Annotated in this window: 17 protein-coding genes and 1 tRNA gene; 9 read left to right on the top strand and 9 right to left on the bottom strand. The window is 66.7% G+C overall.

Features of this window, described 5'->3' with window-relative positions; translation table 11 throughout:
* Positions 1-36: 36 nt before the first annotated feature.
* From fucP to F1642_RS12205, 4 genes are all read right to left on the bottom strand, one after another.
* Entirely contained in the window at positions 37-1,065 is a 1,029-nt protein-coding gene (fucP, locus tag F1642_RS12215) for an L-fucose:H+ symporter permease (protein ID WP_370582871.1), read from the bottom strand.
* On the bottom strand, positions 965-1,330 hold the full coding sequence (locus F1642_RS15935; protein ID WP_255522417.1) for a hypothetical protein: 366 nt from the start codon (positions 1,328-1,330) through the stop codon (positions 965-967). Before F1642_RS15935 ends, fucP begins: the two co-directional genes overlap by 101 nt.
* A gap of 112 nt (positions 1,331-1,442) precedes the next feature.
* Complete coding sequence (locus F1642_RS12210) at positions 1,443-2,975, bottom strand: sodium:alanine symporter family protein (protein WP_139599115.1); 1,533 nt, start codon at positions 2,973-2,975, stop codon at positions 1,443-1,445.
* A gap of 26 nt (positions 2,976-3,001) precedes the next feature.
* Positions 3,002-3,436, bottom strand: a complete 435-nt coding sequence (locus F1642_RS12205) for a universal stress protein (RefSeq protein WP_045982732.1) — start codon at positions 3,434-3,436, stop codon at positions 3,002-3,004.
* 96 nt (positions 3,437-3,532) lie between these two features.
* Here F1642_RS12205 and F1642_RS12200 point away from each other — a divergent pair, with 96 nt between their 5' ends.
* The 8 genes from F1642_RS12200 to F1642_RS12165 all read left to right on the top strand — a co-directional run bounded on the left by F1642_RS12200 (position 3,533) and on the right by F1642_RS12165 (position 12,061).
* Positions 3,533-3,715: a hypothetical protein gene (locus F1642_RS12200; protein ID WP_194886351.1), complete on the top strand. Its 183-nt coding sequence runs from the start codon at positions 3,533-3,535 to the stop codon at positions 3,713-3,715.
* Positions 3,716-3,792: 77 nt separating this feature from the next.
* Entirely contained in the window at positions 3,793-5,355 is a 1,563-nt protein-coding gene (locus F1642_RS12195; protein ID WP_045982733.1) for a 2-isopropylmalate synthase, read from the top strand.
* A 185-nt stretch (positions 5,356-5,540) separates the two neighbouring features.
* The gene (locus tag F1642_RS12190; protein ID WP_045982734.1) at positions 5,541-6,575 is read left to right on the top strand and encodes a rod shape-determining protein; all 1,035 of its coding nucleotides are present in this window, start codon (positions 5,541-5,543) and stop codon (positions 6,573-6,575) included.
* A 23-nt stretch (positions 6,576-6,598) separates the two neighbouring features.
* On the top strand, positions 6,599-7,537 hold the full coding sequence (mreC, locus tag F1642_RS12185; RefSeq protein ID WP_139599114.1) for a rod shape-determining protein MreC: 939 nt from the start codon (positions 6,599-6,601) through the stop codon (positions 7,535-7,537).
* Positions 7,534-8,055, top strand: a complete 522-nt coding sequence (locus F1642_RS12180) for a hypothetical protein (RefSeq protein ID WP_052714834.1) — start codon at positions 7,534-7,536, stop codon at positions 8,053-8,055. The genes mreC and F1642_RS12180 overlap by 4 nt, the downstream gene beginning before the upstream one ends.
* Before the next feature lie 10 nt (positions 8,056-8,065).
* Positions 8,066-10,012, top strand: coding sequence for a penicillin-binding protein 2 (gene mrdA, locus F1642_RS12175; RefSeq protein WP_194886350.1), 1,947 nt, complete (start codon positions 8,066-8,068; stop codon positions 10,010-10,012).
* Between the two features lie 4 nt (positions 10,013-10,016).
* Positions 10,017-11,156 carry a rod shape-determining protein RodA gene (gene rodA, locus F1642_RS12170; RefSeq protein ID WP_046000075.1) on the top strand — a complete coding sequence of 380 codons (1,140 nt, stop codon included), beginning with the start codon at positions 10,017-10,019 and terminating at the stop codon, positions 11,154-11,156.
* Complete coding sequence (locus tag F1642_RS12165) at positions 11,153-12,061, top strand: glyoxylate/hydroxypyruvate reductase A (protein WP_194886349.1); 909 nt, start codon at positions 11,153-11,155, stop codon at positions 12,059-12,061. Before rodA ends, F1642_RS12165 begins: the two co-directional genes overlap by 4 nt.
* On the opposite strand, the gene F1642_RS12160 is transcribed toward F1642_RS12165, so the two are convergent.
* The 4 genes from F1642_RS12160 to folK all read right to left on the bottom strand — a co-directional run bounded on the left by F1642_RS12160 (position 12,055) and on the right by folK (position 15,917).
* Complete coding sequence (locus F1642_RS12160; protein WP_139599110.1) at positions 12,055-12,714, bottom strand: DUF2062 domain-containing protein; 660 nt, start codon at positions 12,712-12,714, stop codon at positions 12,055-12,057. The two genes, F1642_RS12165 and F1642_RS12160, sit on opposite strands and share 7 nt — an antisense overlap.
* A 37-nt stretch (positions 12,715-12,751) precedes the next feature.
* Positions 12,752-14,866, bottom strand: coding sequence for a bifunctional (p)ppGpp synthetase/guanosine-3',5'-bis(diphosphate) 3'-pyrophosphohydrolase (locus F1642_RS12155; RefSeq protein WP_045982739.1), 2,115 nt, complete (start codon positions 14,864-14,866; stop codon positions 12,752-12,754).
* 33 nt (positions 14,867-14,899) lie between these two features.
* Positions 14,900-15,256, bottom strand: a complete 357-nt coding sequence (gene rpoZ, locus F1642_RS12150) for a DNA-directed RNA polymerase subunit omega (protein WP_042245492.1) — start codon at positions 15,254-15,256, stop codon at positions 14,900-14,902.
* A gap of 70 nt (positions 15,257-15,326) precedes the next feature.
* Positions 15,327-15,917: a 2-amino-4-hydroxy-6-hydroxymethyldihydropteridine diphosphokinase gene (folK, locus tag F1642_RS12145; protein ID WP_194886348.1), complete on the bottom strand. Its 591-nt coding sequence runs from the start codon at positions 15,915-15,917 to the stop codon at positions 15,327-15,329.
* Between the two features lie 108 nt (positions 15,918-16,025).
* Here folK and F1642_RS12140 point away from each other — a divergent pair, with 108 nt between their 5' ends.
* Positions 16,026-16,577, top strand: a complete 552-nt coding sequence (locus tag F1642_RS12140; RefSeq protein ID WP_042245486.1) for an NYN domain-containing protein — start codon at positions 16,026-16,028, stop codon at positions 16,575-16,577.
* A gap of 49 nt (positions 16,578-16,626) precedes the next feature.
* Here F1642_RS12140 and F1642_RS12135 read toward each other — a convergent pair.
* A tRNA-Leu gene (locus tag F1642_RS12135) sits at positions 16,627-16,698 on the bottom strand.
* Positions 16,699-16,924: the final 226 nt, after the last annotated feature.

Genomic DNA, 16,924 nt, shown 5'->3' with positions numbered 1-16,924 from the left:
TGGCGCTATCAGCCCGGCAGGCAACCGCCTGGCTGGTCAATGCTGCGTTGCAGCATCCGCATGGCGGGTCGAGCGCAGGTCGAACAGCCCGAAGGCCGCGACGACCAGGAAGCACAGTCCCGGCACCACATAGGACAGCGCCGCGCCGTGGGAATCCATGACCGCGCCATGGATTAGCGGCACGGTCGCACCGCCCAGGATCGCCATGACCAGGCCCGCCGCACCGAACTTGGTGTCGTCGCTTAGGCCGTGCAGGGCGATGCCGTAGATGGTGGGAAACATCAGCGACAGGCAGGCCGATACGGCGACCACCGCCCAGACACCCGCCAGCCCCGGCCCGGTGGCCGCGAACAGGCACAGGCCCGTCCCCGCCAAGGCCATCACCGTCAGCAGCGCCGCGGGGCGGATCACGCCCATCACGCCGACCATCACGAAGCGGGCGATCAGGAACACGATCAGGCTGGCCTGCAGGTACCATCCGGCCTGCGCCTCCGTCCCGCCGATGGCGGCGATCACGTACTGGATGGTGAAGGTCCAGACGCAGGTCTGGGCAGCCACGTTGAAGAACTGGGCCACCACCCCGAACACGTAATGCCGGTTCGACAGCAGCCGCCGCAGCGTCGGCGCGAACTGAACGCGGGCGGCGTCGGGGGCGATGGATTCGCGGTCGGTCGGGATGCGCAGGAAGGCGATGGCGATCCAGATGACCAGCAGCACGAAGGCCAGTCCGACATAGGGCGTCATGACCGCGGACAGTTCGGCGCGCTGGATCTGCTCCAGCGTCGCGGCGGGCATGGCGGCGCGTTCGGCGTCGGTTGCCGGGTTCAGACGCGGCAGGATCAGCGTCGCGGCCAGGAAGACGCCGATGTTCGTGCCGACCGGGTTGAAGGCTTGGGCCAGGTTCAGGCGGCGCGTGGCATTGCCCTCGGGGCCCATCGCGATGACGAAGGGGTTGGCCGAGGTCTCAAGGATCGACAGCCCCCCCGCCAGCAGGAACAGCGCGGCCAGGAAGTACCCGAAGGTCATGGCCTGCGCCGCCGGATAGAACAGGAAGGCGCCCGCCACCGCGCAGCCCAGGCCCGTCAGGATGCCGGTCTTGTAGGAGAAAGCGCCGGTTGATGAAGGCCGCGGGCAGGGCCAGCAGGAAATAGGCCCCGTAATAAGCGAACTGGACGAAGGACGCCTGCAGCGTCGACATCGAGAAGATGCGCGAAAAGACCTGGACCAGCGGGTCGGTCATGTTCGCCGCGATCCCCCAGGCCGCGAAGCAGGTCACCAGCAGCGCGAAGGGCAACCGCATTCCGGGATGGACGAAGGGGGGCTTTGGCATCGGGGTTCTCCTGCGCGGACCGGCGCCGTTTGGCACAGATCGTCCGCGCGGACCACCGCGAATGAAAAGGGGGGCGGTTCCCCGCCCCCTGGTCGCGTCGCTGTCGCGGGCGTTATTCGTACTTGCGGATGTCGCCGGATTTCAGGCGGCCCAGATAGCGGTTCATCTCGGCCTTGACGACGGGCATCAGCAGGTACAGCGCGATGATGTTGGGGATCGCCATCGCAAAGATCATCGCGTCAGAGAAGTCGATGACCGGGCCCAGGCTGGCCGAGGCGCCGATGACCACAAACAGGCAGAAGATGATCTTGAAGATCAGCTCCTTGGTCTGGCCCTCTCCGAAGAGGAAGGTCCAGGCCTTCAGCCCGTAATAGCTCCACGAGATCATGGTCGAGAAGGCGAACAGCACCACCGCCAGCACCAGCACATAGCGGAACCAGCCGAACGCGCTGCTGAAGGCATCCGACGTCAGGGCAACGCCCGTGTTGCCGGTCACGGTGCGGATCTGGTCGCCCGCCTCGTTCAGGACGAACATCCCGGTCGTGGGGTCGGCGATCAGCTGCCCGGTGATGATGATCACCAGCGCGGTCATGGTACAGATGACGACGGTGTCGATGAACGGCTCCAGCAGCGACACGAAGCCCTCGGTCACCGGCTCCTTGGTACGCACGGCGCTGTGGGCGATCGCGGCGGAACCGATGCCGGCCTCGTTCGAGAAGGCGGCCCGGCGGAAGCCCTGGATCAGGGCACCGATGGCCCCGCCCACGACGCCGTCATTGGTGAAGGCGCCCGCGAAGATCTGATAGAACGCCTGGCCGATCATGTCATAGTTCATGGCGATGATGATCAGCGCCGTCCCGACGTAGAGCGCGGCCATGAAGGGCACGATCTTCTCGGTCACGCTGGCGATGGATTTCAGGCCGCCGACGATGACCAGGAACACGATAATCGCCATCACCACGCCAGTGATCCAGCCGGGATAGTCGCCCACCACGTTGATCAGCTGGGCATGGGCCTGATTGGCCTGGAACATGTTCCCGCCGCCAAAGCTGCCCAGGATACAGAAGATCGCGAACAGCACGGCCAGGATGCGCCCGCCCGGCAGGCCGCGTTCGGCGAACCCCTTGACCATGTAGTACATCGGGCCGCCCGACACGGTGCCGTCCGCGTATTCGTTGCGGTATTTGACGCCAAGCGTGCATTCGGTGAACTTGGACGCCATGCCCAGCAGGCCCGCCAGGATCATCCAGAACGTGGCGCCCGGCCCGCCGATGCTGACGGCCACCGCGACGCCCGCGATGTTGCCCAGGCCCACGGTGCCCGACAGGGCGGTGGTCAGCGCCTGGAAGTGGCTGACCTCTCCGGCGTCGTTCGGGTCGGAATAGTCGCCCCGGACCAGGGCTATGGCATGGCCGAAGGCGCGCAGCTGGATCACCCCGAAATAGAGGGTGAAGGTCGTGGCCGCGATGACCAGCCAGCCGACGATCCAAGGAAAGCTGGTGCCGGGAAAGTTGGAGAAGATCAGGCTGACGAACCAGCCGGTGGAATTGGCAAAGACCTGGTTCACGGTCTCGTCGATGCCCTGGGCCGCGGCGGGGCCTGCGGCCAGTGCCGCGAGGGCCGCGGCTGTGATGCGTGTTCTCATTGCTCTTGTCCCTGTTGGTTGGCCGGTCACGGCACGATGACCACGGGCACCGGCGCGACCTGCGCCAGCGTCGCCGCGACCGATCCGAAGATGCGCGAGGCAAAGCCCGAATCGCCCATCCGGCCGATGAAGATCATCGCCGCGCCTTCATCCTTGGCGATGCGGCACAGCGTTTCGGCGATGTGGCCGTATCGCAGCGTGGTCGCGCAGGGGATGCCCGCGTCCTCGACCCGCTTGACCATGGGGGTCAGGATGGCGGCTTCGGCGCGCTGCAGCTCCTCCTTGCGGCGGCGGTGTCGTTCCTCGACCTCGCTTGGCGTCAGGAAGCTGTAGGGCGACCATTCCAGAACATGCGCGATCAGGATGTGGTCGCCCTGCGCCTGCGCGCGCGAGATGGCAAAGTCCAAGGCGCGGATCGAGGCATCGCTGCCGTCGAAACCGACGACGATCTTGCGTGACATTCGTTGCCCTCATCTGTTGGTTGTCGTTTTTTCGTTGTCGTGATCAAAGGATAGGCAGGCTTGCCGGGCGGGGCCAGACATAAATGTGTCGCTACAATGGCAAAGGTCGGAACTGCCTTGCGGACGGGCGGTGTCGATCAGGGGTTTTCAAGATGCGCGCGGGGGGGCATATTCGCGGCCATGACCCGGATGCGCCACATCGCCACCGCCCGCACCGCGCCCCACGGCGCTCGTCTGGCCGTGCAGCTTCGCGGTCTGCTGCTTCTTACGCTGCGCTGAGCGGGTCTTCCGGGCCGCCGCTCAGACAGGTCAGCGCCCGGGAAACCCCACAGGACCACGTAAGAAGGACCAAGCCAATGACCGAACAGAACCGCGTCGTGATCTTTGACACCACGCTGCGCGACGGCGAACAGTCGCCCGGCGCCACCATGTCCCATGCCGAAAAGCTGGAAATCGCCGCCATGCTGGACGAGATGGGCGTGGACGTGATCGAGGCCGGATTTCCCATCGCCTCGGAAGGCGACTTTGCCGCCGTGTCCGAGATCGCGAAACAGTCGAAAAACAGCGTGATCTGCGGTCTGGCCCGCGCTCAGCTGCCCGATATCGACCGCTGCTGGGAGGCCGTGAAGCATGCCCGCCAGCCGCGGATCCACACTTTCATCGGCACCTCGCCGCTGCACCGGGCGATCCCGAACCTGGACATGGACCAGATGGCGGATCGCATCCACCAGACGGTCACCCATGCGCGCAACCTGTGCGACAACGTGCAATGGTCGCCCATGGACGCCACCCGGACCGAGCATGATTATCTGTGCCGGGTGGTGGAAATCGCCATCAAGGCCGGCGCCACCACGATCAACATCCCTGACACGGTGGGCTATACCGCGCCGCGCGAAAGCGCCGCCCTGATCGCCATGCTGCTGGAACGCGTGCCCGGCGCGGACCAGATCATCTTTGCCACGCATTGCCACAACGACCTGGGCATGGCGACCGCCAACGCCCTGGCTGCGGTCGAGGCCGGTGCCCGCCAGATCGAATGCACCATCAACGGTCTGGGCGAACGCGCCGGCAACACCGCGCTGGAGGAGGTGGTGATGGCGATGCGGGTCCGCAACGACATCATGCCGTTCCGCACGGGCATCGACACGACCAAGATCATGGGCATCTCGCGTCGCGTGGCGGCCGTGTCGGGCTTTCCGGTGCAGTTCAACAAGGCAATCGTCGGCAAGAACGCCTTCCTGCACGAATCCGGCATCCATCAGGACGGCGTGCTGAAGAACGTCGAGACCTTCGAGATCATGCGCCCCGCCGATATCGGCCTGACCGAAAACAACATCGCCATGGGCAAGCATTCGGGCCGCGCGGCTTTGCGCGCCAAGCTGGCCGATCTGGGCTATGAGGTGGGCGACAACCAGCTGAAGGACATCTTCGTGCGGTTCAAGGCCTTGGCCGACCGCAAGAAGGAGGTCTATGACGACGACATCGTGGCCCTGGTCCTGGACGCCGCCGCCAACACGGCCGAGGATCACCTGCAGGTCAAGCACCTGCGCGTCGTCTGCGGCAGCGACGGCCAGTCCGCGGCCCTGACCATGATCGTGGACGGGGTCGAGAAGCGGGCCGAGACGACCGGCGACGGGCCGGTCGATGCGTGCTTCAATGCGGTGCGGGAAATCTTTCCGCACGACGCGCGGCTGCAGCTGTATCAGGTCCATGCCGTGACCGAGGGCACCGATGCGCAGGCCACCGTCAGCGTCCGCATGGAGGAGGAGGGCCGCATCGTCACCGGCCAGGCCGCCGATACGGACACGATCCTGGCCTCGGTCAAGGCCTATGTGGGGGCGCTGAACCGGCTGATCCTGCGCCGCGCGATGACCGGTCGCGACACTGACGCCAAGCAGATCAGCATGTATTCGCACTGAGGCGCGCGGGGGGCATCGTGTCCCCCCGGCACCACCCCGGCGAGAAATGCCGCTGTCGGCCCAATGCGCGCATCGGGGCTTTTCCGGTGCGGCGCACGGCTCTATACGGGGCCACGTCCGTCAGGGCGATCACGCACCATCAAAACAGGGCAGGCCGGGCCAACCGGCGGGAAAAGGATACGGGCATGGCATTCGGCGGTTTGTTTTCGACCGACATCGCAATCGACCTGGGGACGGCGAACACGCTGATCTATGTCAAGGGCAAGGGCATCATCCTGAACGAGCCCTCGGTCGTGGCCTATCACGTCAAGGACGGCAAGCGCGTCGTCCTGGCGGTCGGAGAGGACGCCAAGCTGATGCTGGGCCGCACGCCGGGAAGTATCGAGGCCATCCGCCCGATGCGCGAGGGCGTCATCGCCGATTTCGACAGCGCCGAGCAGATGATCAAGCATTTCATCAAGAAGGTGTTCAAGCGCACGACCTTCTCCAAGCCCAAGATCATCGTCTGCGTCCCGCACGGCGCGACCCCGGTCGAGAAACGCGCCATCCGCCAGTCGGTTCTGTCCGCAGGCGCGCGCAAGGCGGGCCTGATCGCCGAACCGATCGCGGCGGCCATCGGCGCGGGCATGCCCATCACCGAACCCACCGGCAGCATGGTCGTCGACATCGGCGGCGGCACGACCGAGGTCGCGGTCCTGTCCCTGGGCGACGTGGTCTATGCGCGCTCAGTGCGCATCGGCGGCGACCGCATGGACGAAGCGATCATCAACTATCTGCGCCGCAACCAGAACATGCTGATCGGGGAATCGACCGCCGAACGCATCAAGACCAGCATCGGCACCGCCCGCATGCCCGATGACGGGCGCGGCGCGACCCTGATGGTGCGCGGCCGCGACCTGCTGAACGGCATCCCGAAGGAAATCGAGATCAGCCAGGCCATGGTCGCCGAGGCGCTGTCCGAGCCCGTCCAGGCCATCTGCGAGGCGGTGATGGTCGCGCTGGAGGCGACGCCCCCGGACCTGGCCGCCGACATCGTCGACCGCGGCGTGATGCTGACCGGCGGCGGCGCCATGCTGGGCGAGCTGGACCTGGCGCTGCGCGAGCAGACCGGCCTGTCGATCAGCCTGGCCGACCAGCCGATGAGCTGCGTGGCCCTGGGCACCGGCAAGGCGCTGGAGTTCGAAAAGCAGCTGCGTCACGTCATCGACTACGACAGCTGATCGCGCAGGCAGGGAGCGCCTGAATGGCGCAGAAGAGCACCGATTTCGCCACCCCCGTGCGCCGCGTCCTGATCGCGGTTCTGGCGCTTGCGCTGCTGGCGGTATTCCTGTTCTGGCGCATCGACAGCCCGCGGGCCGAGATGATGCGCACGGCGATGATCGACCGCATCGTGCCGCGGTTCGAATGGGCCGTGGCGCCGGTGACCAAGGTTACCCAGATGGTCGCGGGCTTTCAAAGCTATGCGCGCATCTATGAGCAGAACCAGGAACTGCGCCGCGAATTGCAGCGCATGTCCGCCTGGCGCGAGGCCGCCGTCCAGTTGGAGCAGGAGAACTCCAAGCTGATGGCGCAGAACAACGTCCGCATCGACCCGGCCCTGACCAGCGTCACGGGCGTGGTGATGGTCGACAGCGGTTCGGCCTTCCGCCAGTCGGTGCTGCTGAACGTCGGCGCCCAAGACGGCATCATCGAGGGATGGGCCACCATGGACGGGCTGGGGCTGGTCGGGCGCATTTCCGGCGTTGGGAACCGGACCAGCCGCGTCGTGCTGTTGACGGACCCCTCGTCGCGGTTGCCGGTGACGGTCCAGCCGACCGGCGAACGGGCGCTGTTGACGGGCGACAACACGCCGCTGCCGCTGCTGGAATTCGTCGAGCAGGCCGACAACGTCCGTCCCGGCGACCGGGTCGTGACCTCGGGCGACGGGGGCGTCTTTCCCGCCGGGGTGCTGGTGGGCCAGGTCGCGCAGGGCAGCGACGGGCGGCTGCGCCTGCGCATGGCGGCCGATTACGAACGCCTGGAGTTCCTGCGCGTGCTGCGGTCGCATCCGGCCGAGGCGGTGGTCGACAGCGCCGCCATCATCCTGGGCCAGGATAGCGGTCTGATCGGGCCGCAGCTGCCGGTCTCTCCGGTCGACGCGGCGGCGGCCAGCGATCCGCTGGATCCGGGTTCCACGCCATGATCCAGCTGCCCAGCCGCAGCTTCGTCCTGGGAACGCTGGTGTTTCTGGCCTCGGTCTGGGCGCTGCTGTTCGTGCGGCTGCTGCCCCTGTCGGCGGGCATCATGGGCTGGCCCGGTCCCGACCTGGCGCTGGCGCTGATCCTGGCTTGGGTGCTGCGCCGCCCCGACCAGCTGGCCGCGCCGGTCATCGTGCTGGCCATCCTGGTCGAGGACGTGCTGCTGATGCGCCCCCTGGGCCTGTGGACCGCCATCGTGCTGCTGGGGTCCGAGGCCGCACGTCTGCGAGAGCCCCGTTGGCGCGATCAGCCATTCATGGTTGAATGGTTCCGCGTGGGCGTGCTGATCGGGCTGATGATGCTGGGCTATCGCTTGGTACAGGTAGTGTTCGTGCTGCAGGTGCCGGCCCTGGGGCAGGTGATCCTGCAGTTTCTGGCGACGGTGGCGGCCTATCCGCTGGTCGTCTTCGGGGCACGCTGGCTGATCGGGCTGCGCCGCCTTGGCCGCGGCGATCCGACATGAGGACAAGGGCATGAAGAAGTCCCAACGCGAGATCCTGGACAGCTCCCGCCAGATCACCCGGCGCGGGCTGATGCTGGCCGGCATCCAGGTGGCCACCGTCACCACGCTGGCGCTGAAGATGCGGTCGATGCAGCTGGACCATGCCGAGGAATACCGCACGCTGGCGGACGGCAACTCGATCAAGATCCGGCTGCTGCCGCCGTCGCGCGGGCTGATCCTGGACCGCAACGGGATCATCATCGCGGGGAACGAACAGAACTATCGCGTCACCCTGACGCGCGAGGAGGCGGGCGGCGACGTCAAGGCCGTGCTGCGCCGCCTGTCGCGGCTGGTGCCCATGACCGACGCCCGCATGGCCGAGCTGATGGAGGAGTTTTCCCGCCGCAGCGCCATCACCCCCATCGTACTGGCCGACCGCCTGACCTGGGAGCAGTTCAGCGCCATCGCGGTCAACGCCCCGTCGCTGCCCGGCGTCACGCCCGAATCGGCGCTGTCGCGCGCCTATCCGCGGGCGGGCGATTTCGCGCATGTCATGGGCTATGTCGGCCCCGTCAGCGATTACGACCTGTCGCGGATCGAGGACCCTGACCCGGTCCTGCTGCTGCCGGACTTTCAGCTGGGCAAGATCGGGGTCGAGGGCCGCATGGAGGAGATCCTGCGCGGCAAGGCGGGCGCCCGCCGCGTCGAGGTCAACGCCCAGGGCCGCGAGATGCGCCAGCTGTCGCGCCAGCAGGGCGAACAGGGGGCCACGCTGCAGCTGACGCTGGATGCCGCCTTGCAGAACTATGCCGCGCAGCGGATGGGCACCGAAAGCGCCGCCGCCGTCATCACCGACTGCCAGACCGGAGAGCTGCTGACGATCTGTTCGTCGCCCAGCTTCGATCCCAACAAGTTCGTGCGCGGCATCAGCAGTCCCGAATACCGCGCGCTGATGGATCACGACCACCGCCCCCTGGCCGACAAGACGGTGCAGGGCGTCTATCCGCCCGGATCGACCTTCAAGATGGTCACCCTGATGGCCGGGCTGGAGGCCGGGGTGATCGACGCGGGCACCCGGTTCTATTGTCCGGGCTACACCGAACTGGGCGGCCGGCGGTTCCACTGCTGGCGGCGCGGCGGGCATGGCACCGTCGATGCGATCAAGAGCCTCGAGGAAAGCTGCGACGTCTACTACTACGAACTGGCGCAGCGGGTGGGCATCGACCGGATCGCGATCATGGCGCGCAAGCTTGGCCTGGGCCAGCGCCACGACCTGCCCATGTCCGCGGTGGCCGAAGGGATCGCCCCCGACCGCGAATGGAAGATGGCCCGCCACGGCCAGGCCTGGCAGATCGGCGACAGCCTGAACGCCTCGATCGGGCAGGGCTTCGTGCTGGCGTCGCCGCTGCAGCTGGCGGTGATGACCGCCCGCATCGCGTCGGGCCGCGAGGTTCGGCCCCAGCTGATCCGGTCCGTCGACGGCGTGCGGCAGGCGCCGCCCGAATACCCGCCGCTGGACATCAGCCCGGAATCGCTGCGCGTCGCGCGGCTTGGCATGGACGCGGTGATGAACAGCGCCCGCGGCACCGCCCGCGGCGCCCGCATCACCCGCGAGGAATGGCGCATGGCCGGCAAGACCGGCACCAGCCAGGTCCGCAACATCACCGCCGCCGAACGCGCCCGCGGCGTCATCTCGAACGATCAGCTGCCTTGGGCGCGGCGCGACCATGCGCTGTTCGTGGCCTATGCCCCCTATGATGCGCCGAAATACGCGATCTCGGTGGTGGTCGAACATGGCGGCGGCGGATCGGCCGTAGCCGCGCCCATCGCGCGCGACATCCTGCTGTTCGCGCTGAACGGCGGGCTGCCGCCCCTGGACGCCGTGCCCTCGGATCAGCGGGCCGCGCTGGAGGAGCGTCACAACGCCATGCACCTTTACCAGCCCGAGGCCCCGCGCCCCGGCCGCAGCAGGGCGTAAGGCGATGTCCTATCTCGACTATCAGGTGGCGCAGGTTCCGACGGGGTTCCGCAAGGTCCTGTACATCAACTGGCCGCTGGTCCTGCTGATCACCGCCGTGTGCTGCATCGGGTTCCTGATGCTGTATTCGGTCGCGGGCGGCCGCATGGACACCTGGGCGGAACCGCAGATGATCCGGTTTGCCGTGGGCATGGTGATCATGCTGGGGCTGGCCTTCGTGCCCATGTGGTTCTGGCGCGGCATCTCTGTCGCGGCCTATGTGACGTGCTTCCTGATGCTGGTCGCGGTCGACCTGTTCGGGGTCATCGGCATGGGCGCGCAGCGATGGATCGACATCGGCCCGATCCGAATCCAGCCGTCCGAACTGATGAAGATCGCGCTGGTCCTGCTGCTCGCGGCCTACTACGACTGGCTGCCGTTGAACCGCGTGTCGCGTCCCTTGTGGGTGATCGTGCCGGTGGTGCTGATCCTGGCGCCGACCGCGCTGGTCCTGATGCAGCCGGATCTTGGCACGTCGATCATGCTGATCGCGGGGGGCGGGATCGTGATGTTCGCGGCGGGTGTGTCGCTGTGGTATTTCGGGGCGGTGATCGGAGCCGCGGTGGGCCTGGTCGTGGCCGTCATGCGCAGCCGCGGAACAGACTGGCAGCTGCTTCGTGACTATCAGTTCCGCCGGATCGACACCTTCCTGGACCCGACCTCCGATCCGTTGGGGGCTGGCTACAACATCATCCAGAGCCAGATCGCGCTTGGTTCGGGCGGGTTGTCGGGGCGCGGCTTCATGCAGGGCACGCAGTCGCGGCTGAACTTCCTGCCCGAAAAGCACACCGACTTCATCTTCACCGTCCTGTCCGAGGAGTTCGGCTTTATCGGCGCGTCCTCGCTTTTGGTGCTGTACATGCTGATCCTGGGCTTCTGCCTGTATTCCGCACTCAGCAACCGCGACCGCTTTGCCAGTCTGATCACCATCGGCATCAGCGCGACCTTCTTTCTGTACTTCTCGATCAACATGGCGACGGTGATGGGGCTGCTGCCCGCCAAGGGGTCGCCGCTGCCGCTGGTCAGCTATGGGGGGACGTCGCTGATGATCCTGATGCTGGGATTTGGTCTGGTGCAATCCGCCCATGTCCACAGGCCCCGATGAGGGTCCGGTTCTCCGCCCGCGGCGATGCGTGGTCCGAATGGGCCCCGGCCTTGCGCGCGGCCTGCCCCGAAATGCATCTGGACCGCGACGGCGATCCGGCCACGTTCGATGCGATCATCTATGCCCCGGGCGGCGACATCACCGATTTCGCGCCCTACGCCAATGTCCGGCTGGTGCAGAGCCTGTGGGCCGGGGTCGAACGAATCGTGGGCAACGCCACGCTGACCCAGCCCTTGGCGCGGATGGTCGATCCGGGGCTGCGCCAGGGAATGGCGGAATATTGCGCCGGATGGGCCATGCGCGCCCATCTGGGCATGGACCGCTATGCCCAGGACGGCATCTGGCGCAACGGGCAGATCCCGCCGCTGGCCGCCGAACGCCCGGTGACCGTCCTGGGCATGGGCGAACTGGGACAGGCCGCCGCCGCCATGCTGACCGTCCTGGGCTTTCCGGTCACCGGGGTCAGCGCCTCGGGGCGGGCGGTGCCGGGGGTTTCGGTGCTGCCCATCGCGCAGCTGGACCAGGCCCTGGCCCGCGCGCAGATCCTGGTATGCCTGCTGCCCGACACGCCCGCCACGCGCGGGCTGCTGGATGCGGACCGCCTGTCGCGCCTGCTTGACGGCGCCTGGCTGATCAATCCGGGACGCGGCACGCTGATCGATGACGAGGCGCTGTTGCGGGGGCTGGACCGGGGGCGGCCGGGGCACGCGGTGCTGGACGTGTTCCGCACCGAACCGCTGCCAGGGGATCACCCGTTCTGGGCCCATCCCGCGGTCACCGTCACGCCCCATATCGCCGCCGAGACCCGCCCCGCGACCGCCGCCCCCGTCGTCGCCCAAAACCTGCGGCGCGCGATGGCGGGACGGCCGCTGCTGCATCTGGTGGACCGCGACCGCGGTTACTGACCCGGACCGCCCCTGGCCCGATCCGCCTTCAGCTGTGCCGCGCGGGCCGAGGCGCGGGCGATGCGCTCTGCCATCTTCTTCTCGCGGCGGCGCTGATAGGCGATGAAGATCGGCACGGTCAGGTAATGCGTGATGACCCCCGCGACGGACCCCAGGATGACGCCGCCGACCATGTAGGGCCAGAATACCTGCGCCAGAAAGTCGCTGAGGTTGTACCAGTGCATCTCGGACGGGCCGAACAGGGCGCTGAGGTTGTGCCACAGCTCTCCGGTGGCCTTCGAGAATTCGTGGAAGATGAACTGGGGCGTCAGCTCGCCCTCTTGGCCCAGGATCTCGCGGCCCAGCTTGACCGACATCAGCGCGATGAAGGGCAGGGTCACCGGATTGCCCACGAAGGTCGCCAACAGCGCAGCCAGCACGTTGCCGCGGATGATCCAGGCCACCGCTGCCGCCGACAGGAAGTGGAACCCGAACAGCGGGGTGAAATTCACCATGATCCCCGCCGCGACCCCGCGCGCGATGCGATGCGGCTGGTCGGGCAGGCGGCGCAGCCTGTGGGCCACATAGGCGCTGGCCCGCCGCCAGCCGCCCGGCGGATAGATCATCTGGCTGGCCAGTTGGCCGTAGCTGCGCGGTTTGCGGCGTTTGAACAAGGCGAACCCGATCCGTGACGGGCAGGGGGCGCCTGCCTCAGGGTTTCAGCGCCGGGTCCCGCACGCGCGAGACCTGCGCGACATCGCTTTCCGCCTCGAGGGCGGTCAGCAGGTTGTGCAGATGTTCATGGTCGCGCAGCTCGACCTCGACCTCGATGCGGTAGAAGTCGGGCTTGCGGGCGATGAACTCCAGGTTCGAGATATTCGCCCCCTGCGCCCCGATCAAGGTGCAGATGCGTCCCAGCACGCCGGCGTCGTGGCGGATCGTCAAATTGAGCACGGTCGAATAGGCGGCGGGGTGGCGCCCCTCGCGCCATTGCAGGTCGACCCACCGGTCGGGGCTGTCCTCGAACTCGGCCAGCACGGGACAGTCGATGGCGTGGATGACCACGCCGGCGCCGCGATAGGTGATGCCCACGATCCGCTCGCCGGGCAGGGGGGCGCAGCAGGGCGCGCGCTTGAAGTTCGCGTCGGCCTCCAGCCCCGCGAAGGGGCGCTTGCCGTCGATCTCGTCCTGGTGGTCGGCCAGTTCCGGATAGAGGACGCCCAGGACCTCCTTGGCGGAGTTCTCGGCGCTGCCGATGCGGGCCAGCAGATCCTCGGCCGAGGGCAGACCCATCTGCTTGGCCGCCGTCCGCAGCGCCTTGTCGGTGACCTTGCGCCCCACATGCTCGAAGCTGACGCGCACCAGTTCGCGCCCCAGGCGCATGAAGCGGTCGCGGTCCTCCTCGCGCAAGGACCGCCGGATCGCGGCCTTGGCGCGGCCCGTGACCACGATGTCCAGCCAGGTCGCCTGCGGCCGCTGCCCCGAGGCAGAGATGATGTCGACCGACTGGCCGTTCTTCAGCCGGGTCCACAGGGGCACACGGATGCCGTCGATCTTGGCGCCGACGCAGGAATTGCCCAACCGCGTATGGATCGCGTAGGCAAAATCGATCGGCGTCGCGCCCCGCGGCAGCTGCATCACGTCGCCCTTGGGGGTGAAGCAGAACACCTGGTCCTGGTACATCTCCATCTTGACGTGTTCCAGGAACTCGTTGTGGTCCTCGGTGTCGAACCGGTCGGTCAGCTGGGCGATCCATTCGGCCGGATCGACCGCAAAGGGGTTCCGGGTGCGCACGCCGTCGCGATAGGCCCAATGCGCCGCGACGCCGGCCTCGGCGACCTCGTGCATCTGGCGGGTGCGGATCTGAACCTCGACCCGCTTGCCGTCGCGACCCGATACCGTGGTGTGGATCGAGCGGTAGCCGTTCGATTTCGGCTGGCTGATGTAATCCTTGAACCGCCCCGGAACCGCGCGCCAGCGATGGTGGATCACGCCAAGCGCGCGATAGCAGTCCATCTCGGTCCGCGTGATGATCCGAAAGCCGTAGATGTCGGACAGGCGCGAAAAGGCCAGCTGCTTTTCCTGCATCTTGCGCCAGACGCTGAAGGGCTTCTTGGCGCGGCCGAACACGTCGGCCTCGATGCCCTCCTTCTCCATCTCGGTGCGGATGTCGGCGGTGATCTGGCCGATGATGTCGCCGCTGTCGCGCTGCAGGCTGACAAAGCGGCGGATGATCGAACTGCGCGCCTCGGGATTGATGACCTTGAAGGCCAGGTCCTCCAGTTCCTCGCGCATCCACTGCATGCCCATCCGGCCCGCCAGGGGGGCATAGATGTCCATCGTCTCGCGCGCCTTCTTGACCTGCTTGTCGGGGCGCATGGACCGGATGGTGCGCATGTTGTGCAGCCGGTCGGCCAGCTTGACCAGGATCACCCGCATGTCGCGGGACATCGCCATGAACAGCTTGCGAAAGTTCTCGGCCTGCTTGGACTGGGTGCTGGACAGTTCCAGGTTGGTCAGCTTGGTGACCCCGTCGACCAGTTCGGCGATCTCGGCGCCGAACATGCCGACGACCTCGTCCTTGGTCGATCGCGTGTCCTCGATCGTGTCGTGCAGCAGCGCGGTCACGATGGTCGCGTCGTCCAGGCGCATCTCGGTCAGGATGGCGGCGACGGCGATGGGATGGGTGAAGTAGGGTTCGCCGGAATGGCGGAACTGGCCCTCATGCATGCGCATGCCGTATTCATAGGCATCGCGTATCAGGGTGCAGTTGCTGCGCGGGTTGTAGTTGCGGACAAGGGCCAGCAGGTCTTCGACGTCGATCATGATGGTGTCGAAGACCTCTGCAGTGTGACCGTGTCAGGCGCGCTGGTTGGCTTCCAGCATCATGCGCAGCATCCGTTCCTCGGATTCCTCGTCGGACGGCTTGGGGCGATCGACCTCGGCGCCCAGCAGCAGGGCCATGGCGTCCTCCTCGGGCTCGTCGACCTCGATCTGGGTCTGGGTCGATTCGATCATCCGCTCGCGCAGATCGTCGACGGGCTGGGTCTCTTCGGCGATTTCGCGCAGGGCGACCACCGGGTTCTTGTCGTTGTCGCGATCGACGGTGGGGGCGCTGCCAGCCGCGATCTCTCGGGCGCGATGCGAGGCGAGCATCACCAGATCAAAGCGGTTGGGAACCTTGTCGACGCAGTCTTCGACCGTTACGCGGGCCATGGATCACCTGTGCAGTTGCGAATCGGACATTCGGGGCGAACCGGACTGATGGTCGCCACAGCGCCGATTGTCAAGGAAAACCTGGGGATTCGAACGGCGTCATTCCGTCCAGCGCGCGGGGTCCAAGCGCCTCCAGCATCGCCGCGACGCTGAGCCCGGTCAGCGGATGACGCCAGTCCGGCGCGATCTCGGCCAGGGGGGCCAGGACGAACGCGCGGTCCTGCATCCGCGGATGGGGCAGGATCAGCCGGTCGGGAGTCTGCACCCCCTGGCAGTCGGGGGACAGATCCATCCAGTCGCGCAGATGGCCTACATCGGGTTCGATCCGGTCGTCCAGCGCGATCAGGTCTAGGTCCAGGACGCGAGCGGACCACCGGCCGGTGCTTCGGTCGCGGCCATGCTCTGCCTCTATCGCATGCAGCGTCTCCAGAACCTGCGGCGCGTCCAGGGACGTGGCGATCAGCGCCACCGCATTGGCGAAATCGGGCCCCGATCCCGCAGGCATGGCGGGAGTCCGCCAGATGCGACTGATCGCGGTGATTGAAATGCCCGGGGCGCTGTGCAGAATGCCCATCGTCGTGCACAGGGTCGTTACGGGGTCCTGATCCGACAGGGGAAGGTTGGCCCCAAAAGCAACGATACCAAAAGACAGGTTAACCACGCTTTCCTCTTTCCTTACAGGTCCATGGCATGGGCCCGCGCATCTCAGGTCCCTCACCCTGGCCCGCGCTTGTGCCGTGAAGGACCGGGTTCATCAAAGGCAACATCCATGTTTTACAAAGACGACCGATTGGCAATCTTCATAGACGGGGCCAATCTTTATGCTGCCGCGAAGGCACTGGGCTTTGATATCGACTACAAGCTGCTGCGCCAGGAATTTGATCGCCGCGGCAAGCTGATGCGTGCCTATTACTATACCGCCCTGATCGAGGGCGAGGAATACTCCCCGATCCGTCCGCTGGTGGATTGGCTGCATTACAACGGTTTCTGCGTCGTGACCAAGCCGGCGCGCGAATACACCGACGCCCTGGGCCGCCGCAAGGTTAAGGGCAACATGGACATCGAACTGACCGTCGATGCGATGGAACTGGCCCCGCGGATGGATCACGCGGTCCTGTTCTCCGGCGACGGCGATTTCCGGCCTCTGGTCGAATCGCTTCAGCGTCAGGGGGTCCGGGTGTCGGTCGTGTCCACGATCCGCAGCCAGCCACCGATGATCGCCGACGACCTGCGCCGCCAGGCCGACAACTTCATCGAGTTGGACGCACTGCGCGACATCATCGGCCGCCCGCCGCGCGAGCCTGCCCAAGTCGAGACGTGATCCCGCGTGCACCGGGGCCTGACGGCGCCGGTGCCGCATGACGCGATGATGGTGCGGACGGCGGGACTTGAACCCGCACTTCCGTTCGGAAAACAGATTTTCGTACCACTTCGACTTTCGCCGCCGGGGGTGCGATGCCCCGTTCGTGGTCTGGACTATCCCTTCGCCATGGTCCGCAAGGACGTTAGGCGCCGCCCGTCTAGTCTCTACACCTTCCCCGTCTCCGGGGCTTGGCTCGGGATTGGCACGGGGCCGGGGCCCCACAGCTTTCCCCGAATTTGAGCGGTTCTGCACCGGCGGTTTCCCGACCGGGCACTCCAATTGTCAAAGTCTGCTGCGTCTACCGA

The organism is Paracoccus sp. NBH48, from assembly GCF_015390265.1.
Taxonomy (GTDB): domain Bacteria; phylum Pseudomonadota; class Alphaproteobacteria; order Rhodobacterales; family Rhodobacteraceae; genus Paracoccus; species Paracoccus marcusii.
The sequence above is the reverse complement of the archived record's forward strand: the minus strand, read 5'-3'. Positions and strand labels throughout refer to the sequence as shown.